The sequence below is a fragment of the Sphingopyxis sp. GW821-FHT12F08 genome (assembly GCF_058806755.1).
The window spans coordinates 147,232-172,548 of the sequence record NZ_JBXAQA010000002.1 but is presented as its reverse complement, the minus strand read 5'-3'; the positions used below and the strand labels follow the sequence as shown (position 1 = coordinate 172,548).

Below are 25,317 nucleotides of genomic sequence, written 5' to 3'. Positions count from 1 at the left end.
GTGGCCGCTTCCGCCTCCCGGCAGCGCTGGCTCGAAACGGCGGCGCTGCTCGCGATCCTGCTGCTCGCGCTGTGGCTGCGCCTCGACGGCGTCGGCTTCGGCCTGCCGGCGCTCAACGACCCCGACGAGGCGCTGTTCATGACGACCGCGCTCGAGATGCTCGAAAGGCAGAGCCTCAACCCCGGCTGGTTCGGCCATCCGGGCACGACGACGCTCTACTCGCTCGCGCTGGTCATCGCCGGCGTCGGCGGCATCGGCATCGCGACGGGGCGTTTCGCCGACGCCGAGGCGCTGGCGGCCGCGGTCTATGCCGACCCGGGAATCCTGTTCCTGCCCGCGCGGCTGATGATCGTCGCGTGCGGGGTGCTGTGCGTCTGGCTGACCTGGCGGCTCGGCAAAAGGCTGGGCGGCGTGCGGCTCGGACTGGTCGCCGCGGCGATACTCGCCGTCAACGCCGTGCATATCGAATATTCACAGATCATCCGGACCGACGTGCAGGCGAGCGTCTTCATCCTGCTCGGCGCGCTGGCGGCGCTGGCGATCGCCGACAACGGGCGCCGCCGTGATTATTTGCTGGCTGGCGTCTGCGCCGGGCTGGCCTGCGCGACGAAATGGCCGGCGGCCGCGGTCGGGGTCACCGCACTCTGCGCCTGGGCCGGGCGCCGGGCGGAGGGGGATCGCGACTGGCAGGGGCCGCTGCTGCTGGCGATCGCCGCGGCCGCGACGCTGCTCGTCACCTCGCCCTATCTGCTGTTCGACCATGCGACCGTCGTGCAAAATCTGTCGGGTGAGGCGCGGCCGCTGCACCCCGGCGCGACGGGGGAGGGGTTTTTTGGCAACCTCGGCTGGTATGTGGCGAACCCGCTGCTGTCGTCGCTGGGGATCGGCGGGCTGGCGCTGGCCGTGCTTGGGTGCGTCTGGGGCGCGGGCAATGCGCGGCGGTGGACGATCGTGATCCTGCCCTTCTGCCTGTTGTTCCTCGCGATGATCAGCGCGCAGTCGCTGCGCTGGGAGCGCTGGATCGTGCCGCTGCTGCCCTTCGCCGCGCTCGCTGCCGCGCGCGCGCTGTGCGGGCTCGCCGACCTGCTGCCCGCGCACCGGCTGCGCGGGGCGGCTTTGCCCGCGGTGCTGCTCCTGCTGCTGGCGCCGATGGTCGGCACCGCGCGAAGCGAAGCGACCGAGCGCCGCCACGACACGCGCCAGATCGCCTCGACCTGGCTGCGCGCGCATGCGCCGCCGGGAAGCAGCGTGCTGATCGAGCATGCCGCCTTCGATCTGCTCGGCGACCCGTTCGCGCTGCGCTATCCGATGGGATCGGGGGGGTGCGTCGAGGTGCGCGACCTGCTCGCCGGGCGTGTGAGCAATTCGAAGGTCGACAAGGTGCGCGGCGGCGCGATCGTCGACGTCGGGCATGTCGCGATGGCACGGATCGAAAGCTGCCGCGCCGATTTCGCGATCGTGACCAACCATCTGCGCTATCGCGCCGATCGCATCGGTTATCGCGCCGAACTGGCGCGCTACGACCATCTGCTGGCGGGCGGCAAGCTGCGCTTCACCGCGCGCGCCGTTCCGGGCCAGAGCAGCGGGCCGACGGTGCAGATATTCGAATTAGTCGATTGAGCGGCCGGCGGGCCGGGTCCAGATCTTGGTCCGGCAGAAGACCGCGACGCAGCCTTTGAGCTCGAGCGTGCCGTTGGGCAGCAGTGTCAGCTGGCCGCGCGAGGCGCCGTCGCCCGATTCGGGATCGTAGACGGGGCCGCCCTTCCACTCGCGCGGGCCGCCGGTGAAGCCCTGGAGCACGACGAGGCCTTTCAGCCGCCGCTGGCGCAGCTTGGGATCGCCGTTGCGAACGTCGCGCAGCTCGGGGTTCGCGCGCAGCCGTTTCGCGTCGATCACCTTGCCGCACAGCGCCTTGCCGCAGCGATAGATTTCGACGCGGCCGCCCTCGCTGCCGGTCGCCCAGACGCCTGTGATGTCGGCCGCCGATGCGCCGGCCGGCACCGCGAGCGCTGTCGTGGCGACGAGCAGGAGGATCGGCCGCTTCATGCCGCGAGCCCCCTCGGCTTCGCGGCTTCGAGCAGCACCAGCGCTTCGGCCAGCAGCGGGCGGTCGTCGACTTCCCACGGATGGAAGCCGGGCTTCATATAAGCGAAGACCCCCTTGAGCAGCGCGCGCATCAGCCCGCGGCGGCCATAGAGCCAGCGGAGCAGCACCCGCCAGGTCGCTAGGTCGTTGCGGCCGTCCTGGCGGAGCAAGTCGGCAGTGTTGCGGAAGATGACATAGTGGAAGCGCATCGTCGTCACGCCCATCACCGTGCAGCGCTTCAGCCAACGGCGGAACGGCGTCATGCGCCGCGCGGCGTGGAGATAAGTGTCGAACGCCACCGCCTTGTGCTCGATCTCCTCGATCGCGTGCCAGCGCCAGAGTTGCCGCGCCTCTTCGGCGGCACCGCCGAGATGCTCGGGGTTGGCGAGCGCGTCGTGCGCGAGCGTCGCGGTGAAATGTTCGAGTGCGCAGGTCGCCGCGAGCCGCTGGATCGGCGAGCGGCGCTTGACCCACGCGATCGTCCGGCGCGCACGATCCTCGGCCGATGCGATATCGAAACCCGCATCCTCGGCCTGGCGGTTGAAGACGACATGTTCGCGCGAATGCATCGATTCCTGATAGAGGAAATCGTCGATCTGGCCGCGCAGTGGCTGCGCCGTATCGTCGCGATAGTGGCGCACCGAGGTCATGAAGAATTTCTCGCCGACCGGGAAGGTCGAGGAGAGCGCGTTGAAGAAAGCGGTGCGGCCGGGATCGCCGCTGTGCCACCAGCGCGGCGGCGGCGCCTCGCGCCCGAATTTGAGGTCGCGCTTTTCGATATGGAGATCGGGCGGGGTGGGAACGGCCGACGGCATGCAACACCTCCTGGCGAATCAAATGACATTAACATCAATGTTTATATAGACTGTCGGGCCGGAGCGCAAGTGCGGTTTGCGGCGGATTTCGAAGGGTGTCGCGGCGCGCGGGGCGGGTTCGCCGGGTGCGGCGAGCCGTGTGGATTGTGGCGGGCGCATGCTTTGCGCTAAGGCCGTGAGCGGGACGCGCATCGCCATGCAGGCTGCAGGGGACGAATATCATGTACAAGCAGGCGCGCCCGCACCAGAAGCGCCGCAAGCGGCTGGGTCCCGAGGTCCGCGAGGAGGGGCTTGCGGCGGCGCGGCGGCTGCTCCTCGCAGGCGGGCCGGGAGCGGTGACGCTGGCGAATATCGGCGACGAGATCGGCATGTCGCACGCCAATGTCCTGCACCATTTCGGCTCCGCGGCCGCGCTGCAGTCGGCGCTGATGGGGTCGATGATCAACGACCTCAATGTCGCGCTCGACGATGTCGTGACCTTGCTCAAGACCGATGCCGCGGCGCCGCGGACCGTCGCCGACCGCGTGTTCGATGCCTTCGACAAGGGCGGCGCCGGACCGCTGGCGGCATGGATCATCCTGTCGGGCGACCTGGGCCAGCTCGAGCCGGTGCGCGACGCGGTGCGTGCGCTGGTCGATGCGATCGTCGGTCAGTCGAGGGACGATGCGGCGCCCGAGCGCGTGCGCACCGCGGTGCTGCTGATGGCGGTCACGGCGTTCGGCGACGCGGTCATCGGACCCAGCGTGCGCGGCATGCTCGACCAGAAGGAGGATGCGATGCGCGACCTGATCGCGCGCATCCTGCCTTTGTTCCTGATCCCGAGCGGCATCCCGCCGGCGATACCGCCCGCGGGGGCGTGACGGCCAAGGGCGGTCAGGGATTGCCCGAAAGCAGGATCTCGTTGCCCGATGATTCGACGCGGTGCGCGATGCCGTTGAGCTCGATCGCCTTCACGAAACCGTCGACGTCGCCCGATTTGAAGACCCCCACGACCTCCTTGTCGGGGATCGCGCCGTCCTTGAAGACGAGCTTGCGGTCCGAATAACGGTTCATTTCGGCGACGGCATCGGCCAGCGGATCGCCCATGAAGATCAGCCGGCCGTCGGTCCAGCTGGTTTCCTTTTCGACATCGACGCGGCTCAGGGTCCAATTATGGTCGGCGCCGATCGACAGCTGGCCGCCGGGCACCATGTCGGTGCTGTTGCCCGAACCCCGCCCCGGCACGGCCTCGGCGACGCGAACTTTTCCTTCTGCCAGCGTCACGACCATGTTGCCATGGTCGAAGCTGACCTCGAACGCGGTGCCGAGCGCCCGGACGCTCTTGCCGCCGGCGACGACGACGAAGGGGCGCGCGGGATCCTTGGCGACGCGGAAGAAGGCGCGTCCGCCGACCAATTGCACACGCCGTTCGGCGCCGCTCAGGTCGATCCGCACCATGGTCTGGGCGTCGAGCGTCACGACCGACCGGTCGGGAAGCGTGATCATCGTCCGCTGGCCGGTGCCGGTCTTGAACACCTGTTCCTGCCGATCGGGGGTTGCCGGACCGAACAGCCCCTTGGGCAGCGCTGTCCAGCCGAGCGAGACCATCAGGACGAGCGAAGCCGCCATCGCAAGGAAACGCCAGCGCTGCGGCGACGGGGCCTCTTCGGCCGGAGCGGGATCGGCGGCGGCGCGGAGTTCGGGATCCTCGACTGCGGTCCCGGCGATCGCCCAGGCGCGGCCGATGCGGTCATAGGCCGCACGGTGGTTTACCGACAGGCCGAGCCAGTCCTGAAAGCGCTGCTCGTCGTCGACCGTCATGTCGCCCGACAGGCGCAGGTTGAACCACCCGGCGGCGTCGGAGCGGATTGCGGCGCGCGCCGAAGGCTGGCCGCCGCTCATGCGTCGGTCTCCATCGCTTCGGCGAGCCGCACGAGCGCGCGGTGCATCAGCTCCTTCACCGATTCCTTGGAAATGCCCATGCGCTGCGCGATCGCCTGATAGGTGAGATTTTCGAAGCGGTGGAGTTCGAACGCCTCGCGCGCCCGCGGCGGCAGGCGGAGGATCGCGTCGACGACGCGCATATATTCCTGCTGACCGATCGCGATGCGTTCGGGCGACAGCTGGTCGGCGATTTCCAGCGCTTCCTCGAACTCGTCGTGCAGCAGCGCCGAGCGGGCGGTCTGCGCCCGGTGCCGGCTGATCAGCACGTTGCGCGCCGTGGTGAAGAGATAGCGTTCGACATTGTCGATCGGCGCGCTGATTTCGGCCGCCTGCAACCGCACGAAGACGTCCTGCACCAGATCGTCGACATCGGCATCGCCGACGCGGCGGCGGAAGAAGCGACGCAGGCCCGGGCCATAGGCGGTCATCCAGTCCGCCAGATCCCGGTCCTGCCGCGGCAGCGCCATCGTCAGCCGATATCCCGACAAGGCAGGCGCCGATACTGCAGGCATAGCAAGCCGCTCCCCAATCCAGGCGTCATTCCGGCAGCATCCTCTCGATCGTCGCTCTCCATTTTGCTGGAGTTGACCGGATAGACGCATGGCCGGCGAAAAAGGGGGGATTGCACATGCATTTTTCGACCGGATCGCTTTTCGCACCCGATCGAAATTGTGCAAACCGCAATTTTCATTAACATCGATGAAAATTGCAGGGACCATCCCCCCGGCGCCGGGATTGTGGCGTCTGATCCAGTGACGCCGTATCGCGGCGCGAGACAACGGGACGAAAGTTCCCGTGGAAAAACAGGGGAGAGAGGGGAATGCGTTTCCGGACCGGTGCTTTGCGTAAGGTATTTCTGAGTGGCGTGGCGGTGGGGTGCCTCGCCCTGTCGGCGAATGCGGCATCGGCGCGGGATCGCGTCACCGCCTACAAGATTCCGGCCCAGTCGCTCGACCGCGCGCTGCGCGACTTCGGCCTGCAGAGCGGCATGACGATCATGGGGGAATCGGTTGTCATCAGCGGCAAGACGAGCGCGGGTTTCAGCCAGCGCTCCGATCCGGAAACCGCGCTGCGGACGCTGCTGCGGGGCACGGGCCTCAGCTACCGGCGCGACGGCGATGTCTTCGTGGTCACCCAATCGGGAAACGCAAGCCCGGCGGCGAGCGCAGCGCCCGCCGCCGAGATCGAAGGCAATGACGAAATCATCGTGACCGCGCAGAAGCGCGAGGAAAAGATCATCGACGTGCCGATCGCGATGACCGCGATGTCGGCGCAGGCGCTCGACGACCGCAAGATCGAGGGCGGCTCGGAACTGCTGCGCGCGGTGCCGAACGTCAGCTTCTCGAAGAGCAATTTCAGCATGTATAATTTCTCGATCCGCGGGATCGGGACCAAGGCCATTTCGGCGTCGAGCGACCCCGCGGTCGCGGTGAGCTTCAACAATACGCCGCTGATCCGCAATCGCCTGTTCGAATCCGAATTTTTCGACATGCAGCGCGTCGAGGTGCTGCGCGGGCCGCAAGGCACGCTCTATGGCCGCAACGCGACCGGCGGCGTGGTCAATATCATTCCCGCGCTGCCCGATGCCCAGGATTTCGGGCTCGACGCGAAGGTCGAGGTCGGAAATTTCAAGACCATGCGCGCGTCGGGCATGGTCAATGTGCCGCTGACCGACACGCTGGCGGTGCGCGTCGCGGGCGCGCTGACCAGTCGCGACGGGTTCGATTACAATAATTTCACCGAAAAGCGCGTGAATGGCCGCGAGCTGTGGTCGAGCCGCGCGTCGGTGCAATGGGAACCGACCGACCGCCTCAAGATCAACGCCATCTGGCAGCATTTCGAGGAAGACGACAACCGTTCGCGCACCGGCAAGCAGCTGTGTACGCGCGATCCGGGGCCGACGACGGTGGGCAGTACGACGATCCCCGAATTCCTCCGCGGGCGCCTGAGCCAGGGGTGCCTGCCGGGTTCGCTTTACGACGATGCGGCGTATGGAACCCCCAATGCCACCGGCTTTGCGGCCGTCGTGGCGGGCAATGGCCCTGCGCGATATGTCCAGATGGGCTATCCGCGGGGCGGGACGGTGGCCAGTGTCGTGCTCGGCCTCAGGCCGGGCGATCCGTTTGCGGGTTCGGAGCAATCGCGCAATCTGCGCGAAATCGCGACCAGCATCGATCCGGTCTTCCGGGCAAAGAACGACGTTTTCCAGGCGAATCTGGACTTCGATGTCACCGACGGGCTGAAGCTGGTGTCGCAAACGGCCTATGCGCGCGACCGCTATTTCTCGATGCAGGATTACAACCGTTACGTCTCGGCGCCGATATTCAACGATACGACGGGCCTGCTGGACCGGCCGCGAGTCCTGAATCCCAATTCGCCGCAGCCGCAGCCGATCGACCAGACCCATGCCGCGCCGGGCGGGATATTCTGCGACCCGCAACTCGGCTGTTCGGACCGCATACTCTCGGCCGATCTCAGCCGGTCGCGCAACCGGCAATGGTCGCAGGAGTTCCGGCTCCAGTCGTCGTTCGACGGCCCGTTCAATTTCAACCTGGGCACCAATTATCTCGATTTCAAATCGCAGGACGATTATTTCGTCTTCAACAACCTCTACACCTTCATCGCCTATAACCGGAACAATCGACTGTCGGACGGCACCCCCGGGTCGTTCTTCCGGTATCGCGACTGCCCGCCCGACGAGACCACGCGCGACTGCGTCTATGTCGATCCCAACCCGATCGGCTCGCTCGACGAGCTAGGGCATAATTATTTCCGCAGCCGCAACAATGTCCGGACCAAATCGCTGGCCATCTTCGGCGAAGGTTATTGGAACGTCACGGACCGGCTCAAAATCACCGCCGGCATACGCTTCACGCGCGACAGCAAGCGCGCGGTGCTCTATCCTAGCCAGCTCCTGCTGGGCGGGGGCGTCACCGGGGCCAGCGGCGGCACCGTCAGCGGCGGCTATCCCGCCAATGATCCGATCATTCAGCGCTGGTCGAAACCGACCGGACGTCTGGTGGTCGACTGGAAACCCGACTGGTCCCTTACCGACGATACATTGATCTACGCGTCGGCGTCGCGCGGATACAAGGGCGGCGGCGCCAATCCGGCGCGCCCCGGTATCGCGCAGGGCAATGTCCAGTTTTCCGATATTTCGCCGACTTTCAAGCCCGAATATATCAACGCCTTCGAAATCGGGACCAAGAACAGCTTCGACGGCGGGCGCCTGACCTTCAACGCCACCGGCTTCTTCTATGACTATAAGGATTATCAGGTCTCGCAGATCGTCGATCGCATCGCGCTCAACGAAAATTTCGATGCGACGGTCTGGGGGCTGGAATTCGAAGCGGCCTGGCGACCATCGCGTGCCTTCCGCGTCGACGCCAATCTGGGGTATCTGAAGACGCGGCTCAAAGAGGGTTCGCAATCGATCGACGTCATGAACCGGACGCAGGGCAATCCCGACTGGGTCCTGCTGCGTCCTTTCCTGCAGGTGCCGTCGAACTGCATTGCGCCGCGCGCCTATGTCGAACAGATTCTGCGGCTGAATCCGACGGCCAACAACGGCGACAGCTTCTACTCCCTATGTGGCCAGTCCAGGGGATTTGGCAGCTTCAACCCTGCCGACCCCCTGGGCGTCGGCAACGCAACACGCTTCGGTTTCGCCTATGATCCCTTTGCACCCTATAATCCCGCCACGGCCGGGGCGTTGGTGCCTTATGACCCTGCCAACCCCGATGCCTGGCGAAGCCTGGTCAGCGGTGCGCCCAATGGCGGGCGCGGCTTCTATGCCGATCTCGGCGGGAACGAACTGCCCAATTCGCCGCGGGTCACCTTCAACACCGGGGCTCAATATACCTTCTTCCTCGGCGACTGGGATCTCACCATCCGCGGCGATTATTACCGCCAGTCGAAGAGCTTCGCGCGCATCTACAACACCACCTATGACCGGCTGAAGGGCTGGGACAATGTCAATGTGGCGGTGACGCTGGCGCGTCCGGATTCAGACCTGACCTTCCAGCTCTATATCAAGAATCTGTTCAACGACGCGCCGATCACCGACTTCTTCACCAACAGCGACGATTCCCTGCTCAGCACCAACGTCTTCACGCTCGACCCGCGGATCATCGGGTTCAGCGCGATGAAGCGGTTCTGACGGGAGCGGCAGATCGGCGCCCTTGCGGTGAGCGGGGTGCCGGTCGGCAAAGCAGAGGAGATTTTGTTGTCCCTATGCGACTGTGGAGTAAATCTATCCCCCCGATCTAAAAAATCGGCACATCAACTTCCGTTACAAGTAGAAATGGGCGTCATTGCGCTTATTTCATTACTTGTACTTTGCTCTATCAGAACAAGTAAACAATAAATAAACCATCAATATTTCTATTCTGTGTTGACGAAATTTGAAATGACAATAATGTTTATTTGCATCGACTCGGTCGATGTTGAATAATAATTGAAACAGTCAACAGGAGAGATGAAATGAGAAAGATTGTTGCTCTTTGCGCAACCGCGCTGACTCTGATGACTCCGGGCATCGCCCACGCGACCGATTTCGGCGACAACGGCACCTATGTGTTCGAGGGCGATGTTTCCGTTATCAAGAATCTGCCCTTTCCGACGGCCTGCACGTTGACCGTTACCATCGTCGTGACGGGAGGCGGGTCCGCCGCAACGGCCGATCCGGCCCTGAGCGGTAGTACGCTGTGCGACGACATCAATACGGCGAGCTTCGCGAGTGCGCCCTATGCGGTCTCGGCGAATACCGGGGTGTCTCCGATCCGGCTGTCGATTTCGGGTGTGACCATCGGGATTCCGCCGGTTTCCATTTTCCCGGCCGATGGTTGTGCCGGTAGCCTGACCCACGAATGGGGCGGCAATTCGGCGTCGCCGCGTTTCCTGGACTTCACGACGCCGCTGTCCGATGTTCCCGATGGACCGCCCGACAATTTCGGGGCAACGGAAAATCCCTGCAAGATCGAGGGAACGCTCGTGCAGATTTCGGGCGCGGCCGGGGGCCTTGTCATCACCCCCTGACGCGCTCGTCTGGAAGCGCCATTTCAATCGAATGGGCTTCGAGAACCGGCGGGCACTCTCACGGGTGCCCGCCATTTCTGTCGACAGGATGATGCGATCAAGGCCGCCATTTGCCGCTGAACCGCCGCGCTGCCCGACCGGATCCGGTGCATAGCAAGGGCATGACCGAATCCCGCTCGGGACCCTCTTGTCGCCCGGCGCGGTGGGGTGCGGCCGTGGCTCTGCTCATCGCGGGGGCCGGCCGTGCCGATGCACAAAATGTGACGCCTCCCGCGAATATGGGTCAGGGTGCGTCCGCTTCGCTGGAGGATCCGCGCGAGATCGTCGTCACCGCGGCCCGCCGCGGCGAAGCCGAGGTCGCGGCCGAAAGCGAATTCGGCGAGGACGAGATCGCCAGCCACGGCGCCGAGAGCATCGAGGACCTGCTGACGCGGCTCGCGCCCTTCATCGACGGTGGCGGCGAAGACCCCGTCATCCTGATCAACGGCAAGCCCGCCGGGTTCGACCGCTCGATCCTCGCCTATCCCCCCGAAGCGCTCGACCGGCTCGCCGTGCTGAAGCCCGAGGCGGCGGCTCATTATGGCGAACCCGCGGGCAGGCGCGTCGTCAACCTGGTGCTCAAGAAGAATTTCTCGATGCTCGATGCCGACGCGGCGGTCGATTTCGCGACCGCCGGCGGCCAATATGGCGGTACCCTGTCGGCGCGTCGCACGGCGATCAGCGGCGACGTTCGCTGGAGCGCCCAGGCGCGGCTCGGCGCGGACAGCGCCTTTCGCAAAAGCGCGCGGAATATTCCCCCCCGCGCAGGCGTGTTCGACGGGGTCGGTTTCATTTCCGCACCCGACGGCGGAGAGATCGACCCGGCGCTCAGCCAGGCCGCCGGGCGGCCGGTGACCGCCGCCGGCATCCCGTCGGGCGCCCTGACGGGGATGCCTGGCCTCGACTACTTCGCGGCGACCGCGAACCTGCTTCACCCCGTCGATCCCAATCGCTTCGAAACGTTGCAATCGACGCGCCGCAACGCCGCGCTCACCATCGGGGTCACACGCCCGGTCGGCGATTTTTCCGTGGCGCTGAACCTCAATGCCAGCCGGAACCGCAGCGAGGGGCTGCGCGGCCTGCCGATGGCCTCGGTGCTGATCCCGGCGGGGCACGCGTGGTCGCCCTTTGCGCAGGATGTGTTGCTGACCCGACCGTTCGCGGGCGAGCGCGCGCTGAGCATCGACAACGGCGCGACCTCGCTGAGCGGTTCGTTGACGCTGGGCGGCAAAATCGGCAGCTGGCAGACCAGTTTCGGCGTCAACTATGCGCGGGGATGGGCGAGAAATTTGCTGGAGACCGGCGTCGACATCGCGCGCATCCGGCAGATGATCGACACCGACGCAGGCTTCAACCCCTATGGCCCGTGGGACGAATCGCTGCTGCTCGGCACGCGCAGCCGGACGCGCAGCGAAAATCTCAGCGCGCGGCTCAACGTCCGCAAGACGATCATCGACCTGCCGGCCGGACCGCTGGCCTGGAATTTCACCGCCAATGCCAGCCGAAACCGCTCGCACAGCCGGCGGGACGACGGTGTCGGGGGCGAGGGCGGCGGCGACGCGCGGCGCACGACACGCCATCAGATGAACGGCCAGATGACGCTCAGCCTGCCGATTGCGCGCCGTGGAGAGGCCGCGCCGGCGTGGCTCGGCGACCTGTCGCTCGACCTGTCCGTCAGCGCGCAGACGATGACGGGCAGCCGCCCGCAAAAGCGCTATGGCGCCAATATCAGCTGGTCGCCATCGCCGATCGTCCAGCTTCGTGGATCGATCGACCACGCCGAGGACGCGCCGTCCTTCGACCAGCTCGACGCGCCGATCGTCACCACGGTCGGCCGCGTCTTCGATTATGCGCGGCAGGAGGTCGCCGAACCCCTCTGGATCACCGGGGGCAATCCCGATCTGCAGCGCGGCAGCCGGCAAAGCCTGGCGCTTGCCGCCGTGGTGCGCCCGCTGGGCGACGATGTGCTGACGCTCGATTTCGGTTATCGCCAGTCGGTCGCGAAAGACGGCGTGGCCTTTTTCCCCGAGATCACCCCGGCGATCGAGGCGGCCTTTCCCGAACGCGTGACGCGCGATGCGGCGGGGCGGCTCGTCGTGGTCGATGCCCGCGCGATCAATATCGCGCGCGATGCCAACGCGGACCTGTCGAGCGGCGTGGCGCTGCGTCTCGTCCCGGGCGGCGGGGGGCAGGGCAAGGCGTCGGCCGATCCGCTCCAGTTCAGCCTCTCGCTCAACCATCGCTGGCAGCTGAAAGACGAACTGCAGACCCATCCCGGCGTCCCGGTGATCGACAAGCTCGCGGACAGCGGGCAGTCGCGCCACAATCTTTCGCTGCAGGTCACCGCGGGGAGGCGGGGGGTCGGCGCGACGCTCAATGGAAACTGGAGCAGCCCAGCGCAGGTGACCAACGGCGACCGGAGCTTCCGCTTCAAACCGCCGATGCTGTTCAATGTTTCGATGTTTTTCGAGCCCGCCCGGTTGTGGTCGACAAAGGGGGCGCTGACCAAGGACCTCAAACTTTCGCTTGATGTCCAGAATCTCTTCAACGGCTATCGCCGCGTCACGCTGGAGGACGGGAGTGTCCCCCCCGGCTATAGCCGCGAGGAGATCGACCCGCTCGGCCGCACCGTCCGCCTGGCGCTCCGCAAGAAATTCTAGGCTGCGCCCCCGGGCAATTGCCGACCGCACCGAACCGGGTCTATTGAGGTTCGAATATCCGCATCGAAGGCGCCGTCATGTCAGGGAATCGGCCACGGTATCAAAGCTACACGAAGCCCGCGGGCGGATGGGGCGCCGCGGCGGCGACCGCGAAGGTGCTGATGGAGCAGAGCGTGGCGGCGAGCGATGGCGCGGCATAAGGCATTCGCGCCCGGACGGCATATCGCCCCGATCCGTTTCCTGATCTTCGTCGTCGCGCTCATCGTCGCAACGATCGGCGCGAAGGCGTTCGGCTGCGATTGTCGCACGGCGTTTCTGATCGGCTTCGATATCGCGGCGGCGATTTTTCTCTGCGCCGTGGCGTCGCTGCTGTCGTCCGACGCCGACACGATGCGCCGGCATGCCGAGGAAAATGACGCCAACCGCGCCGGTTTGCTTGCGATTTCGGCGCTCCTGTCGCTGGTGATCCTGTTCACCGTCGGCGCGCTGATCGCCGATCCCGGCAGCCTCGGGCGTAACGACGTCGTGCTGATCGTCGCGACGCTTGCGCTCGCCTGGCTGTTCGCGAACATGATGTTCACGCTCCACTATGCGCATCTCTTCTACCTGCAGGTGAAAGGGGAAGACCAAGGCGGGCTCGACGTGCCGGGCACACACGAGCCCGACTATTGGGATTTCCTCTATTTCGCCTTCACGCTCGGCATGACCTTCCAGACCTCGGACGTGAGTGTGACCGGCGCGCATATGCGGCGCGTCGTGCTCGGCCATTGTCTGGCGGCGTTCGTCTTTAACATGGGAATCCTGGCGTTCACCGTGAATGCGCTCGGCGGGCTATAGGCGCGTCAGCCGGTCGAGGTCGGCGGACGTGTTGATATTGGGCGGCATGAAATCGCAAACGACCGCGCGCGCGCCGATGCTTCGGCCGAAGCGCCGGACCGAGCGGTCGTCGCTTCCGGTCAGTTGGGCCTCGATTCCGGCGCGCGCCGACACCGGCCAGAGTCCGATCACCGGCTGGCTTTCGAGATAGGTGGGTGCGGGTTCGAGCAGCGCGCGCAGGTTCTCGGGGAGTCGGACGCAATCGACCGATATGCAGAGCAACTGGTCGAAGCCCTCGCTTTCCGCATAGCGCAGCGCCCCGGCGATGCCGCCCATAGGGCCGAGGTGGGGGGCGGGCCAGTCGGCGATCATCGGCTGGTCGGGGACGGCGCGCCCCGCGACCACGACCGCGTCGACGTGCGGCGCGAGCGCAAGGACGGCATGATCGAGCAGGCTTTGCCTCGCCAGCAGCGCCTCTGCCTTGTCCGATCCGAAGCGCGACGAGCGGCCGCCCGCCAGCACCGCGCCGAGCGTCCTCATGCGATCATCCCGTGCGGGTCGCTCATGATCAGCGCCGAATCTGGTCGTGCGAGGCTTACCAGGGTCAGCCCGGCCGCGGCGGCGCGTTCGGCGGCGAGGCTGGTCGGCGCCGAGATGGTGACCAGCATCGGACATCCCGCGCGCGCGCACTTCTCGACCAGTTCATAGCTGCAGCGTGCCGACAGCAGGATGAAACCGGTCGCGGGGTCGATGCCCGCCCGCGCCAGCGCGCCGATCAGCTTGTCGAGCGCATTGTGCCGTCCGACATCCTCGCGCACCAGCCGGATCGCGCCGTCGGGGACGCAGAAGGCGGCGGCGTGCGCAGCGCCGGTCGCGAGCCCGAGCGGCTGATGGCTGGCCAGCGCCGCCAGCGCCGCGGCGATCGCCTCGCGCGTCGTCGCGATCCGTGCGGTGATCGGGGGCAGGGGGCGCAGCACCTCCTCGATATTCTCGATGCCGCAGAGACCGCAGCTGCTTTCGCTCACGCGCTTGCGCGCGCGTTCGAGCGCCCTTTCGCTATGCCCGGGCGACAGCCAGATGCGGAGCGCGATGCCGCCTTCGAGCGGGTGGACGTCGACGCTGCGGATCTGCGCGGCGCTTTCGACCAGCCCCTCGCCGAGCGCGAAGCCGGTGGCATAATCCTCGAGATCGGCGGGCGTCGCCATCATCACGGCATAGCCGATGCCGTTTACCTCGACCGAGACCGGCGCTTCGACCGCGACGTCGCGAACCAGCGCGTCGTCGGGGATGCCGGCAAAACCGATCCGGCGCATCGCGAGGGGGACGCTTATGGTCATGGCCCAGCCATAGGCGTCTCGCCCGGCGGCGCAAGCTCGGGGCTGGTCAGTCGTCGACGCTCTCGGGCGGCAGGCCCTGCTGCATCGCGCGATAGCGGGCGATCGACTTGTCCATATGCGCGCGCGCGGCATCGCGCGCCGCCGCCGGATCGCCGGCCGCGATGGCGTCGTAGATTGCGCGGTGGTCGCGATTGATCGTGCGCGCATACTTCTGATGCCGCTGCCGGTCGCTGCCCTGCAGATAGAGTTTGCGCGAGGGGACGAGGCGAACGCCGAGAAACTGGGTAAAGCGCAGGAAATAGCTGTTCGCGGTCGCGGCGGCGATCGCCGCGTGGAAGGCGGCGTCGGCATTGACCGAAGCGTCGACGTCGCTGCTGTCCTCCATCGCGTCGAGCGCGTCGCGGATCGCGGCGAGGTCGGCATCGGTGCGGCGGCGCGCGGCGAGATCGGCCATTTCGGCCTCGAACCCCATGCGCATCTCGAGCAGCTTCAGCACGTCCTCGATCTCGCCGACCTCGTCGGCGGCGATCTGGAAAGCGCGATATTGCGCGCCGTCGGGAACATAGGCGCCTGAGCCGCGGCGCGAGACGAGCAGCCCGCGCGCCGACAGCCGCGAATAGGCCTCGCGCACCACGGTGCGGCTGACCCCGAAGCTTTCGGTGATCTGCTTTTCGGTCGGGAAGCGCGAACCGGCGGGCATGTCGCCCGTCTCGATCTGCTCCTCGAAGCGCTGGACCAGATCGTCGGCCAGCGATGCCGCCTTGGTTACCCTCATGGCGATAGCGTTATCATCGCGGTGCGGGGCTGGCTAGGGGTGGAAGTCGGGGCGCTGCGCCGTGACATGGGCGGTCCAGTCGGCCTGCGTGGCGAAGTCGCCGCCGCGGTCCCACGCGCCGCCGCTATAGTAGACGAAGGGCTTGCCCGGGGCGACACGGACGAGGATCAGAACATTGTCCGCGTCCTCCGCAAAGCCCGCGAAACCGGCGGGATCGACGATCACCGCGGCGGCCATGCGGCCCTTGTCGCCGTCGGCGGGTCCCCACCAACTCATGCGGGCGCCCGCCTCGTCCTTCTGGACATCGCCGAGCTTCGCGCCGTTGATCGGGCGCTTCGAGATGCCGATGCCGACGATCAGTTCCTCGTCGCTGCTCGACGCGATGGTCGAGGTCAGGCGGGTGAAATTGGTGCCGGCGGGCAGGGTGAAGCGTCGCGTCTCGCGCACCGTGCGCCGCGTGTCGATCGGCCAGGGTTCGTAGTCGACGGTGAAGTCGGCGACGTCGGGCCCGGCGCTCAATATCTGTGGGCGGACATAGTTGCGCGAAGTCCAGAGTTTGTTGTCGTACCAGATGCCGAGCCCGCCGGTCCCGCGCCCGGTGCCGACATTGTAGAAGTCGATGCCCTCGCCATGGTTCGTATGCTGGTCGCCGGTGCGCAGCTGGCGGTCCATGAAGGGCCAGCGCACCGCCTTGCCCCACGCGTCGATGCCCGAGGAGGATGGCGGTTCGGCCTTTTCGAGCGCGCGCGAATAGATGCGAAACGCGATGCGGTCGTTCTCCCAGAGCAGATCGCCATAGCGATAGTCGGCGATCACGACCGCCGCGCGCGCCTTTTGCTGCTCGGCGGTGGCGGGGCGCAGCGGCGCCTTCTCCTGCGCCGCCGCGCTTGTGCCGAACACCAGCAGGCCAAGCAGCGCGGCGCGCATCACCAGCTCCACATCGTCCCGTCCTCGAGCCGGTTCACCGGCAGATAGGCGCGGGCATAGGGAAAGGTTCCGGCGAGGGTCTCGTCGATGTCGACGCCGAGCCCCGGCGCGTCGCCCGGATGCAGCATGCCGTCGGCAAAGCTGTAGGAGTGTGGGAAGACCGCGTCGGTTTCGGGGGTGTGGCGCATATATTCCTGGATGCCGAAATTGGGGATGCTGATCCCCAGGTGCAGCGCCGCCGCCATCGTTACCGGCGACAGGTCGGTGGCGCCGTGGCAGCCGGTCCGCACCTGGTGCAGTTCGGCAAGCGAGGCGATCTGCCGCATATGGGTGATGCCGCCGGCGTGGAGCACCGTCGCGCGGATATAGTCGATCAGCCGGTTTTCAATGAGAGTCTTACAGTCCCAGATGCTGTTGAAAATCTCGCCGACCGCGAGCGGCGCGGTGGTGTGCTGGCGGATCAGGCGGAAGGCGTCCTGATCCTCGGCGGGGGTCGCATCCTCGATCCAGAAGGGGCGGTAGGGTTCGAGATCCTTGCCGAGCCGGCCGGCCTCGATCGGGGTCAGCCGGTGGTGGACGTCGTGGAGCAGATGGACGTCCCAGCCCAGCGCCTCGCGCGCCGCGGCGAAGAGTTCGGGCACGACGCGCAGATATTTTTCGGTCGACCAGATATTCTCGCTCGGCAGGTCGGCGTCGGCAGGCTCGTAGAAATAGCGGTCCTTGCTGACGCCATAGGTCGACGCGATCCCCGGCACGCCGCATTGCAGGCGGATCGCCTTGTAACCCTGGCGCTGGTAATCGAGCGCGGCCTCGATCGTGTCGGCGATCGTCTCGCCATTGGCATGGCCATAGACCATGCAGCCGTCGCGTGCCGCGCCGCCGAGCAGCTGGTAGACGGGCAGCCCCGCGACCTTGCCCTTGATGTCCCACAGCGCCATGTCGACCGCGGCGATCGCGGTCATCGTCACCGGCCCGCGACGCCAGTAGGCACCCTTGTAGAGGAACTGCCAGATGTCGCCGATGCGGTGCGCGTCGCGCCCGATCAGGCAGGGGACGACATGTTCGGCGAGATAAGCGGCGACCGCCAGCTCGCGTCCGTTGAGCGTCGCGTCGCCGACGCCGGTCGTGCCGTCGTCGCACTCGATCTTCAGCGTGACGAAATTGCGGCCCGGGCTGGCAACGATCACCCGCGCTGACACGATCTTCGGCATTCCATCCCCTTTTGGCGCAGTTGTCTGACAACCTTATTGACACGCTCGCCGGAAAAGGAAAGATATTGTCACCGGTGTCAAGAATAAAAAGTACGACAAATATGGCAGGGAGGCGGATGTGGATCGAGCCGTGAGGCTGGCGATGGCGGGCGTGTTGATGGCTCGGCTCGACGATGCGGTGCGGCGTGTCCTGCGCGTCAAGCTGCGCGCCGGGCTGTATTTCGACGATATGCGCGGCAATCTTGCGATCCTGCAGCGGCTGCGCGCCGAGGGCGTGCCGGTGGTCGCGGTCTTCCTCTCGGGGCGGCCCTTGTGGGTGAACCGCCATATCAACGCTGCCGATGCCTTTGTTGCCGCCTGGCTGCCGGCGTCGAAAGGCGGCTGGGTTGCTGACCTGCTGTTCGGCAAGGGCGATTTCAAGGGGCGGCTGCCCTTCTCCTGGCCCCCCGACGCGAAGGGCGCGCCGCTCAATATCGGCGACGCCGATTACCGCCCGCTCTATCCGTTTGGTTACGGCCTGACGCTCGCCGAGCGCAGCGCGGCTGCGCCGCTGCCCGAAGAGCCGGGCAGCGCGGTCGAGCAAGTGCTCACCGGCCCGCTGTTCGAACGCGGCCGTCCGACCGGCACGCGCCGCCTGTCGGTCCCGCCCGCCTGCCTGCCCGGCGCGCGGCTCGATCATGTCACCGCGCCGGCGGTTCTCTCGACAAGCGGCGCGATGCGCCTCACCCTTTCTTCCGTCGCCCTTTCGCCCGCAAAGGAAATGCCATGTCCCTGATCCTGCTTGCCCCGTTGATGCTCGCCTCCGCGCCCGCCGTCGTCGCCGAAGCCGAGCCGCAGATGCCGCGCGCCGCCGCGATCCTCGCGGACACGCGCCGCGTCGCCGACTGGCAGCTCGCGAACCGCACCAATTGGGCGACGATGCCCGCGGCGCGCAAGAGCGTGCAGAACCCGCGCGACTGGCAGCAGGCGACTTTCTGGGTCGCGCTGACCGAACTCGCCAAGCGCGACAAGAAGTATGCGGCGCCCTTGCTCGACCTCGGGCGCGAGCAGGGATGGAAGCTCGGCGACAAGCCTTTCCACGCCGACGACCAGCTGATCGCGCAGGCATGGATCTGGGCGTCGAAGAACGGTGGGGGCAAGGCGGCGATCGCGCCCGCGCGCGCCTATTTCGACCATGTGCTCGCCAACCGCCCGACGATCGGGCTCGAATTCGTGCCGCACGCGCCGGGCAAGGGGACGTCGGACTGCACCGACCGCTGGTGCTGGTGCGACGCGATCTTCATGGCGCCGCCGACCCTGCTCCGGATGAGCAAGGCGACGGGCGACAAACGCTATGCCGAGTTCGCGCACGAGGAGTTCAAGGCGACCACCGACTATCTCTACGATCCGGGCGAGAAGCTCTATTTCCGCGACAGCCGCTTCTTCGACATGCGCGATGCCAAGGGACGGAAATTATTCTGGAGCCGCGGCAACGGCTGGGTGATGGGCGGGCTGGTCCGCATGCTGCAGGCGATGGATCGGGGGGACCCCAAGCGGCCCTATTATGAAGGGCTGTTCAAGGCGATGGCGGCGAAGTTGCTGACCTTGCAGAAACCCGATGGCTATTGGTCGCCCTCGCTGCTCGACAGTGATCCGGGCACGCCGACCGAGACGAGCGGGACGGCTTTTTTCACCTATGCCTTCGCCTGGGGCGTCGATACCGGGCTGCTCGACCGCGCGGCCTATGAGCCCGCGGCGATCCGCGGCTGGAGCGCCGTGGTGCGCGGGGTGCAGAGCGACGGCATGCTCGGCTGGGTGCAACAGGTCGGCGACCGGCCCGACAGCGTCTCGGCGAAGGAGACGCAATTCTACGGCAGCGGGGCGTATCTGCTGGCGGGCAGCGCGATGTACGACCTGGCGCGGAAGCGCGGGCGGTATTGAGGGGGTTAGCGGTCGGTATGACCGCTGCAGGGTGGTGAATTGCCGTTGCCCCTTCTTCGTCATCCCGGACTTGATCCGGGATCCGCCTTTTTCTTCAAGACAAGGCAGACCCCGGGTCAAGCCCGGGGTGACGGTTGTGGACTAAGCCTATGTCGCGTTCCGCCCGTTTCCCGACATTCGTGCCGATCCCTCACAACCCCCAACATCCCGCGTTGACTCCAAGTTGTATGATAACTACTAAGTTGTCATACATTTAAGTTTGACACCGGTATCAACCGGGTCGCGTCGCCCGCGGCGGCACCACAAGGGGAGAGCAAAATGAGGTCATCGTCGCTACCGGTCATGCGCGCGGCGCTTCTGGCATCCGCCGCGCTGTTCGCCGCCGTGCCGGTTTCGGCGCAGGACGCGCCCGCGGGCGGCGAGGCTGAAAGCCAGCCGGTCGATCCGGTCGCTGCCGCGGTGGCCGCGACCGGAGATGACGCGATCCTCGTCACGGGAGTGCGCGCGACGCAGCGCAGCTCGATCGAGTTCAAGCGCGCCGCCGACGTCGTCGTCGACGGCCTCGTCAGCGACGAGATCGGCGCGACCCCCGACAATTCGATCGGCGACACGCTCGAACGCATCGTCGGCGTCTCGGCCGACCGCTTCAAGGGCAATGCCAACGAGCTGTCGGTGCGCGGGCTTGGTCCGACGCTCAGCTTCTCGACCTTCAACGGGCGCGAGGTGTCGACCGCGGGTCCCGACCGCTCGGTCGCCTTCCAGCAATTCCCGTCCGAACTCGTCAACGGCGTGCTCGTCTACAAGACCCAGCGCGCCGACTTCCTCGAAGGCGGCGTCGGCGGGGTGATCGAGCTGCGTTCGATGCGACCGCTCGACTATGGCAAGCGCCGCATCCAGTTCGAGATACGCGGCGATTTCCAGCCGCAGGACAATGACGTCTATCAGCACGACGGGCTCGGTTATCGCGCGAACTTCTCCTACACCGACCAGTTCGAAACCGGGTTCGGCGATATCGGCGTGTCGATCGGCTATCAGCGGCAGGACACGACGGCGCCCGAGGATTATTATAACGCGAATTCCACTTTCCAGCTCTGCAACACCTCGGCGAACAATCCCTTCCAGCTGACCGGATCGACCGCGGTGCAGACGGGCGCCGGCGCCAACCAGAATTGCACCAACGCCACCGGCCCGCGCAGCGCCGGCACGCCGCCGGTGGTGGTGGGCGAGACGCGCGGCGATCCCTATTTCGCCAATTCGTCGCGCAGCTTTCGCACCCAGGCGACTTCCGAGATACGCGACGGGCTGATCGGTGCGATCCAGTGGCGGCCCTCAAGCGATTTCGAGATCGCGATCGACGGCCAATATTCGAAGCGCGCCAGCCTTGAGGATCGCAACGTGCTGCAGATCACCGAGGGGCTGCGCGGCGTCCAGCCCTTGCTCATCGGCAACGGCAGCAACGGCTATTCGCCCGGCGCGCTGATGAGCTATCGCGGTAATTCGAACCTCGAGAACCAGCTCGAAACGCGCCAGCGCAACGAGGAATATATCGGCGGCGGGGTCAGCCTGATCTGGACCCCCGACCGTTGGAACATCGCCTTCGACGGCTCCTATTCGAACAGCCACCGCACCGAGACGCAGAAGCAGACGCGCATGCGCTCGACGCGGCGGGTCGGCTATACTTTGACCTATGTCGAGGATGACGTCGTGCCGGTGGTCGAATTCGACAATTTCGACATCGCCGACCATGGGCTGTTCCTCGCCAACGCCGCGAACGCGGTCTATGCGCGCAACCGCTTCGTCACCGACCGCAAGGACAGAATCTGGGCAGCCCGCCTCGACCTCGAACGCGAACTCGATGGCTTTATGACCTCGGTGAAATTCGGCGGGCGGGTGTCGGACCACCACCGCACCAACGACAATGCGCGCAACCGCGACCTCAACACGCTCGTCGCGATCGACGGCGTCAGCCCGGCGCAGCTGATCGCGCAAGCGAACCAGAACTGCCGCGTGCCCTTTACCACCTCGTCCTACATGCGGGGGATGGGGACGAACGTCACGCGCTGGGCGACGTTCGACAACGACTGCCTGTTCCGCACCTTCACCGGCAGCGACGACGCTTTGCCCTATCCCGCCGACGGCCGTGACCCGAGCGACATCGACGTGACCGAGCGCATCTATGCCGTCTATGCGATGGCCAATTTCGAGGCCGACATGGGCAGCGTGCCGGTCAGCGGCAATGTCGGCCTGCGCTGGGTCAAGACCGACATCAGCTCGACCGGCTTTCGCCAAGCCTATCGCCTGACCATCGACACGGTGGGCGACGATTATTCGATCGCGATCGATCCGACGCAGCCGCTGTCGACCAATATCGCCAAGGGCAGCTATGACTATTTCCTGCCCAGCGCGAACATCGGCTTCGACCTGTCGCAGGAGGTCAAGCTGCGCCTCGCGGCCTATCGCGCCATTGCGCGCTCGGGCATCGAAAGCTTCGGCGCGGGGATCAGCCTGACCCCGACGGTCGATGCCATCGGCGTCGACAATATCATCTTCAACGCGACCACCGGCAACCCGAAGCTCAAGCCGCTGCGCGCGTGGAACGTCGATGCCAGCCTGGAACTTTATGCGTCGAAAGACACGCTCGTGTCGGTCGCGGGCTATTATAAATGGGCGAAGGGCACGGTGATCGGCCGCTCCGAACCGATCCCGACCGACATCGCGGCAACGACGATCCGCGACGGCGGCGCGCCGGTGACCGAAAACATCACGATCAATCCCGTCGCGCCGTCGAACGATCTCGAGACGCGGCACCTCTACGGGGTCGAGGCGACCGCAAGTCACGCCTTCACCTGGCTGCCCGACCCGTTCGACGGTTTCGGGGTGCAGGGGTCGGTCAATCGCGCCTTCGCCAATTTCGAATATCCCGACACCTCGCCGATCGCCGCGCTGGTCGATCCAGCCAATCTGATCGGGCTGTCGAAATGGACCGCGAGCGGATCGCTGTGGTTCGAAAAATGGGGCCTCTCGCTGCGCGCGAACCTCCGCTACCGCTCGGGCTATTACAAGCCCAACGGCGGCACCAACCGCGAGATCCGCGGCGGCACCCATCTCAACCTGTCGGCGCAGTACGACCTGACCAGGAACGTCCAACTCAAGCTGCAGGCGCTCAACGTCACCGGCACCCCCGACATCATGGTCAAGGGCGGATACGACAGCATCGCCGAGGTGTCGCGCGGCGGCACGCAATATTTCTTCGGGTTCCGGGTCCGCCTGTGATCCGAACGCGCTTCAGGCCGGGCCGGCAGATCCTCCCGCTGGTCCTGGCCGCCGCCGCCGCCGCGATGCCATCCGCGGCGGCGGCTTTTTCTCCGGAGGGCGGCGCTGCCGTCTGCCGGGGCGAAGAAGGTTATGCGGCGGCGTTCGAAGGGCGACGTATCTTTGCGCTGCGCCCCGACGATCTGACCGCGATCAAGGCGGCCCTGCCGTCGGACCCGGTGATTGCCGAGGCCTATCACGAGCTGATCGCGCGCGCCGACAAGGCGCTGGCGGCGAAACCCGCCTCGGTGATGGACAAGCGCAGTATTCCGGTGTCGGGCGACCGCCACGACTATGTCAGTCTCGCGCGCTATTGGTGGCCCGATCCCGCCAATCCCGAGGGTCGCTATGTGCGCCGCGACGGGGATACCAATCCCGACGTCGAATCGAACCGCTTCGACCGCGTGGCACTCAGTCGCATGGCGCGCGAGGCCGATACGCTCGCGCTCGCTTATTATTACAGCGGCGAGGCGAAATATGCCGCTGGTGCGGCGCGCGTCGTGCGCACCTGGTTCCTCGACCCCGCGACCGCGATGAACCCGGGGCTCGACTATGCGCAGGCGGTGCCGGGCGTGTCGAACGGCCGCCCCGAGGGCGTGCTCGACGGCGCCGCCTTTATCGGGGTGATCGACGCGGTCGGGCTGTTCGCGCCGTCGGGCGCGCTGACGGTGCAGGAAAATGCGGCGCTGGAAGCCTGGTTCGGGCGGCATCTCGACTGGATGCTCAAGAGTGCGAACGGCAAGGCCGAGGGCGCCAAGCGCAACAACCACGGCCTGTGGTACGACGCGCAGGTCGCGCGCTTCGCGCTGTTCGCGCGCCGGCCCGATGTCGCGCAGCGCGTCGTCGCAGCCTTTCCGAAAGGGCGCCTCGCGAGGCAGGTCGATGCGCAGGGCGCGCTGCCCGAGGAGCTGACGCGCACGCGCAGCTTCCATTATTCGCTCTACGCCTTGGACGCGGCCTATGGCGTCGCCGACAGCGCCGCCTGCCTCGGCGTCGATCTCTACAGCGCCGAGAAAAAGGGGCGCTCGCTGCGCCGGGCGACCGACTATGTCGCCGCATATCGCGGGCGCGCCGCCGACTGGCCGTACAAGGAAGGGCGCTGGCCCGCCGAGGCGCTCGACGAACTGCTCGTGCGCGCCGATGCGGCGTGGGGGCCGGGCGCCTATCCGCGCGCGGTCGCGGGCGACCTCGCGCTGCGTCATCGGGCGCGCTAGGGCAGGGCATGATCGCGCGCCGCGCCTTGCTGTTCGCCACGCTGCTCGCTTGGCCGGCGGCGGTGATGGCGCGCGGGGGCGGTTTCGATATCGCGGCGATCGAGCGCGCGCGGGTGGTGCCGCGGGCTTTGGCGCTGCTGGGCGAAGAGCCGCGCACGATTGCCGCTGTCCCTGCGCCGCGCAGCCCGGCGGGACGGCACGATTATTATTCGGAGGGCGACTATTGGTGGCCCGACCCGGCCAATCCCGGCGGTCGCTATATCCGCCGCGACGGGCGGTCGAACCCTGACAAGTTCGACGGGCATCGCGATGCGCTGATCGCATTCGGGCGCACCGTGCCGATGCTCGCCGCCGCGTGGAAGCTGACGCGCGAGGATCGCTTCGTCGCAGCGGCGATACGCCACCTGGAGGCATGGTTTGTTGATCCGGCGACGCGGATGAACCCCGATCTGAACCATGCGCAGGCGATCATCGGTGTGAACCAGGGCCGCGCCATCGGGGTGATCGACACGCTGCAGATCGTCGAAGTCGCGCGCGCGGCGCAATGCTTCGCCGAGGCCGGGGCGCCGGGCTACGCCGCGATCCGCGCAGGGGTCGAGGGGTGGTTTGCGGCCTATCTCGACTGGCTGTTGACCTCGCCCTTCGGGATCGAGGAGCGCGACCAGAAAAACAACCATGGCAGCTGCTGGCTGCTCCAGGCCGCGTCTTTTGCCGCGCTGCTCGGCCGCAAGGATGTGCTGGCCGATGCGCGGCAGCGGCTCCAGACGGTGATCATCCCGAACCAGGTCGAGCCCGACGGGCGCCAGCCGCTCGAACTCGCGCGCACCAAGCCTTATGCCTATGCGCTGTTCAACCTCGACGTGCTCGCCGCGACCGCGTGGTTGCTGGACGGAGGGAAGGGCGACCTGATCGCCTGGGCGACGCCTGACGGCCGCTCGATCGGTAAGGCGGCGGCGTGGATGGCGCCCTATATCGCCGACAAGAGCGCATGGCTGCTGCCGCCCGACATCGAATATTGGGACGGCTTCCCGGTCCGCCAGCCGAGCCTGCTCTTCGCCGGGCTCGCGCTCGGCCGCGACGATTGGCTTGCGCTGTGGAACCGACTCGATGCCGATCCGGCAACGGGCGAGGTCGTGCGCAACTTCCCCGTTCGCCAGCCGATCCTGTGGCTGCCCGATCCGAATAGCGATCCCTTGTCAGCCCCTTAGCCCGGCCAGCCGAACTTCGAGGTTGTCATACAAGTTTT

Annotated in this window: 21 protein-coding genes; 12 read left to right on the top strand and 9 right to left on the bottom strand. The window is 66.5% G+C overall.

Going from position 1 to position 25,317, the window contains the following annotated elements:
* On the top strand, window positions 1-1,620 hold the full coding sequence (locus tag AC1RNQ_RS05775) for an ArnT family glycosyltransferase (RefSeq protein WP_493169646.1): 1,620 nt from the start codon (window positions 1-3) through the stop codon (window positions 1,618-1,620).
* On the opposite strand, the gene AC1RNQ_RS05770 is transcribed toward AC1RNQ_RS05775, so the two are convergent.
* Window positions 1,609-2,046 carry a DUF2147 domain-containing protein gene (locus AC1RNQ_RS05770; RefSeq protein ID WP_493169645.1) on the bottom strand — a complete coding sequence of 146 codons (438 nt, stop codon included), beginning with the start codon at window positions 2,044-2,046 and terminating at the stop codon, window positions 1,609-1,611. The two genes, AC1RNQ_RS05775 and AC1RNQ_RS05770, sit on opposite strands and share 12 nt — an antisense overlap.
* Window positions 2,043-2,900, bottom strand: coding sequence for a metal-dependent hydrolase (locus AC1RNQ_RS05765; protein WP_493169644.1), 858 nt, complete (start codon window positions 2,898-2,900; stop codon window positions 2,043-2,045). The genes AC1RNQ_RS05770 and AC1RNQ_RS05765 overlap by 4 nt, the downstream gene beginning before the upstream one ends.
* A 221-nt stretch (window positions 2,901-3,121) precedes the next feature.
* On the opposite strand from AC1RNQ_RS05765, the gene AC1RNQ_RS05760 reads away from it, so the two are divergent.
* Window positions 3,122-3,760: a TetR/AcrR family transcriptional regulator gene (locus AC1RNQ_RS05760; RefSeq protein ID WP_493169643.1), complete on the top strand. Its 639-nt coding sequence runs from the start codon at window positions 3,122-3,124 to the stop codon at window positions 3,758-3,760.
* 13 nt (window positions 3,761-3,773) lie between these two features.
* Here AC1RNQ_RS05760 and AC1RNQ_RS05755 read toward each other — a convergent pair whose 3' ends face one another.
* The gene (locus AC1RNQ_RS05755; protein ID WP_493169642.1) at window positions 3,774-4,781 is read right to left on the bottom strand and encodes a FecR family protein; all 1,008 of its coding nucleotides are present in this window, start codon (window positions 4,779-4,781) and stop codon (window positions 3,774-3,776) included.
* Window positions 4,778-5,335 carry an RNA polymerase sigma factor gene (locus AC1RNQ_RS05750; protein WP_493169640.1) on the bottom strand — a complete coding sequence of 186 codons (558 nt, stop codon included), beginning with the start codon at window positions 5,333-5,335 and terminating at the stop codon, window positions 4,778-4,780. The genes AC1RNQ_RS05755 and AC1RNQ_RS05750 overlap by 4 nt, the downstream gene beginning before the upstream one ends.
* A gap of 329 nt (window positions 5,336-5,664) precedes the next feature.
* On the opposite strand from AC1RNQ_RS05750, the gene AC1RNQ_RS05745 reads away from it, so the two are divergent.
* The 5 genes from AC1RNQ_RS05745 to AC1RNQ_RS05725 all read left to right on the top strand — a co-directional run bounded on the left by AC1RNQ_RS05745 (window position 5,665) and on the right by AC1RNQ_RS05725 (window position 13,396).
* On the top strand, window positions 5,665-8,982 hold the full coding sequence (locus AC1RNQ_RS05745) for a TonB-dependent receptor (protein WP_493169639.1): 3,318 nt from the start codon (window positions 5,665-5,667) through the stop codon (window positions 8,980-8,982).
* Window positions 8,983-9,305: 323 nt separating this feature from the next.
* Entirely contained in the window at window positions 9,306-9,860 is a 555-nt protein-coding gene (locus tag AC1RNQ_RS05740; RefSeq protein ID WP_493169638.1) for a PraA/PraB family alkane oxidation protein activator, read from the top strand.
* 215 nt (window positions 9,861-10,075) lie between these two features.
* Window positions 10,076-12,559: a porin family protein gene (locus AC1RNQ_RS05735; protein WP_493169637.1), complete on the top strand. Its 2,484-nt coding sequence runs from the start codon at window positions 10,076-10,078 to the stop codon at window positions 12,557-12,559.
* 77 nt (window positions 12,560-12,636) lie between these two features.
* Window positions 12,637-12,759 carry a hypothetical protein gene (locus tag AC1RNQ_RS05730; RefSeq protein ID WP_493169635.1) on the top strand — a complete coding sequence of 41 codons (123 nt, stop codon included), beginning with the start codon at window positions 12,637-12,639 and terminating at the stop codon, window positions 12,757-12,759.
* Window positions 12,746-13,396, top strand: a complete 651-nt coding sequence (locus AC1RNQ_RS05725) for a DUF1345 domain-containing protein (RefSeq protein ID WP_493169633.1) — start codon at window positions 12,746-12,748, stop codon at window positions 13,394-13,396. Before AC1RNQ_RS05730 ends, AC1RNQ_RS05725 begins: the two co-directional genes overlap by 14 nt.
* Here the strand turns inward: AC1RNQ_RS05725 and mobA are convergent.
* Genes mobA through manD form a run of 5 tightly spaced genes read right to left on the bottom strand, consistent with a single transcriptional unit; the run spans window position 13,391 to window position 17,625 of the window.
* Window positions 13,391-13,915 (bottom strand): molybdenum cofactor guanylyltransferase, encoded by a 525-nt coding sequence (gene mobA / locus AC1RNQ_RS05720; protein ID WP_493169632.1) that lies wholly within the window; start codon window positions 13,913-13,915, stop codon window positions 13,391-13,393. The two genes, AC1RNQ_RS05725 and mobA, sit on opposite strands and share 6 nt — an antisense overlap.
* Window positions 13,912-14,712, bottom strand: coding sequence for a formate dehydrogenase accessory sulfurtransferase FdhD (gene fdhD / locus AC1RNQ_RS05715; protein WP_493169631.1), 801 nt, complete (start codon window positions 14,710-14,712; stop codon window positions 13,912-13,914). The genes mobA and fdhD overlap by 4 nt, the downstream gene beginning before the upstream one ends.
* A 46-nt stretch (window positions 14,713-14,758) precedes the next feature.
* A complete protein-coding gene (locus tag AC1RNQ_RS05710) occupies window positions 14,759-15,487 on the bottom strand; it encodes a FadR/GntR family transcriptional regulator (protein WP_493169630.1) in 729 nt (242 codons plus the stop codon).
* A gap of 33 nt (window positions 15,488-15,520) precedes the next feature.
* Entirely contained in the window at window positions 15,521-16,426 is a 906-nt protein-coding gene (locus AC1RNQ_RS05705; protein WP_493169628.1) for a DUF4861 family protein, read from the bottom strand.
* Window positions 16,414-17,625 (bottom strand): D-mannonate dehydratase ManD, encoded by a 1,212-nt coding sequence (gene manD / locus AC1RNQ_RS05700; protein WP_493169626.1) that lies wholly within the window; start codon window positions 17,623-17,625, stop codon window positions 16,414-16,416. The genes AC1RNQ_RS05705 and manD overlap by 13 nt, the downstream gene beginning before the upstream one ends.
* Before the next feature lie 118 nt (window positions 17,626-17,743).
* Here manD and AC1RNQ_RS05695 point away from each other — a divergent pair, with 118 nt between their 5' ends.
* From AC1RNQ_RS05695 to AC1RNQ_RS05675, 5 genes are all read left to right on the top strand, one after another.
* Complete coding sequence (locus AC1RNQ_RS05695; protein ID WP_493169625.1) at window positions 17,744-18,400, top strand: glycoside hydrolase family 3 protein; 657 nt, start codon at window positions 17,744-17,746, stop codon at window positions 18,398-18,400.
* The gene (locus AC1RNQ_RS05690) at window positions 18,391-19,545 is read left to right on the top strand and encodes a glycoside hydrolase family 88/105 protein (RefSeq protein ID WP_493169624.1); all 1,155 of its coding nucleotides are present in this window, start codon (window positions 18,391-18,393) and stop codon (window positions 19,543-19,545) included. The genes AC1RNQ_RS05695 and AC1RNQ_RS05690 overlap by 10 nt, the downstream gene beginning before the upstream one ends.
* 318 nt (window positions 19,546-19,863) lie before the next feature.
* Window positions 19,864-22,818, top strand: a complete 2,955-nt coding sequence (locus AC1RNQ_RS05685) for a TonB-dependent receptor (protein WP_493169622.1) — start codon at window positions 19,864-19,866, stop codon at window positions 22,816-22,818.
* Window positions 22,815-24,071: an alginate lyase family protein gene (locus AC1RNQ_RS05680; protein WP_493169621.1), complete on the top strand. Its 1,257-nt coding sequence runs from the start codon at window positions 22,815-22,817 to the stop codon at window positions 24,069-24,071. The genes AC1RNQ_RS05685 and AC1RNQ_RS05680 overlap by 4 nt, the downstream gene beginning before the upstream one ends.
* A gap of 8 nt (window positions 24,072-24,079) precedes the next feature.
* A complete protein-coding gene (locus tag AC1RNQ_RS05675; RefSeq protein WP_493169620.1) occupies window positions 24,080-25,279 on the top strand; it encodes an alginate lyase family protein in 1,200 nt (399 codons plus the stop codon).
* Window positions 25,280-25,317 lie beyond the last annotated feature (38 nt).

Excerpts from the sequence above, each read along its gene's own strand:
- AC1RNQ_RS05770 (WP_493169645.1), bottom strand. The coding sequence starts at position 2,046 with ATGAAGCGGCCGATCCTCCTGCTCGTCGCCACGACAGCGCTCGCGGTG.
- AC1RNQ_RS05765 (WP_493169644.1), bottom strand. The coding sequence starts at position 2,900 with ATGCCGTCGGCCGTTCCCACCCCGCCCGATCTCCATATCGAAAAGCGC.
- AC1RNQ_RS05760 (WP_493169643.1), top strand. The coding sequence starts at position 3,122 with ATGTACAAGCAGGCGCGCCCGCACCAGAAGCGCCGCAAGCGGCTGGGT.
- AC1RNQ_RS05755 (WP_493169642.1), bottom strand. The coding sequence starts at position 4,781 with ATGAGCGGCGGCCAGCCTTCGGCGCGCGCCGCAATCCGCTCCGACGCC.
- AC1RNQ_RS05750 (WP_493169640.1), bottom strand. The coding sequence starts at position 5,335 with ATGCCTGCAGTATCGGCGCCTGCCTTGTCGGGATATCGGCTGACGATG.
- AC1RNQ_RS05740 (WP_493169638.1), top strand. The coding sequence starts at position 9,306 with ATGAGAAAGATTGTTGCTCTTTGCGCAACCGCGCTGACTCTGATGACT.
- AC1RNQ_RS05730 (WP_493169635.1), top strand. The coding sequence starts at position 12,637 with ATGTCAGGGAATCGGCCACGGTATCAAAGCTACACGAAGCCCGCGGGC.
- AC1RNQ_RS05725 (WP_493169633.1), top strand. The coding sequence starts at position 12,746 with ATGGCGCGGCATAAGGCATTCGCGCCCGGACGGCATATCGCCCCGATC.
- mobA (WP_493169632.1), bottom strand. The coding sequence starts at position 13,915 with ATGAGGACGCTCGGCGCGGTGCTGGCGGGCGGCCGCTCGTCGCGCTTC.
- fdhD (WP_493169631.1), bottom strand. The coding sequence starts at position 14,712 with ATGACCATAAGCGTCCCCCTCGCGATGCGCCGGATCGGTTTTGCCGGC.
- AC1RNQ_RS05710 (WP_493169630.1), bottom strand. The coding sequence starts at position 15,487 with ATGAGGGTAACCAAGGCGGCATCGCTGGCCGACGATCTGGTCCAGCGC.
- manD (WP_493169626.1), bottom strand. The coding sequence starts at position 17,625 with ATGCCGAAGATCGTGTCAGCGCGGGTGATCGTTGCCAGCCCGGGCCGC.
- AC1RNQ_RS05690 (WP_493169624.1), top strand. The coding sequence starts at position 18,391 with ATGTCCCTGATCCTGCTTGCCCCGTTGATGCTCGCCTCCGCGCCCGCC.
- AC1RNQ_RS05685 (WP_493169622.1), top strand. The coding sequence starts at position 19,864 with ATGAGGTCATCGTCGCTACCGGTCATGCGCGCGGCGCTTCTGGCATCC.
- AC1RNQ_RS05675 (WP_493169620.1), top strand. The coding sequence starts at position 24,080 with ATGATCGCGCGCCGCGCCTTGCTGTTCGCCACGCTGCTCGCTTGGCCG.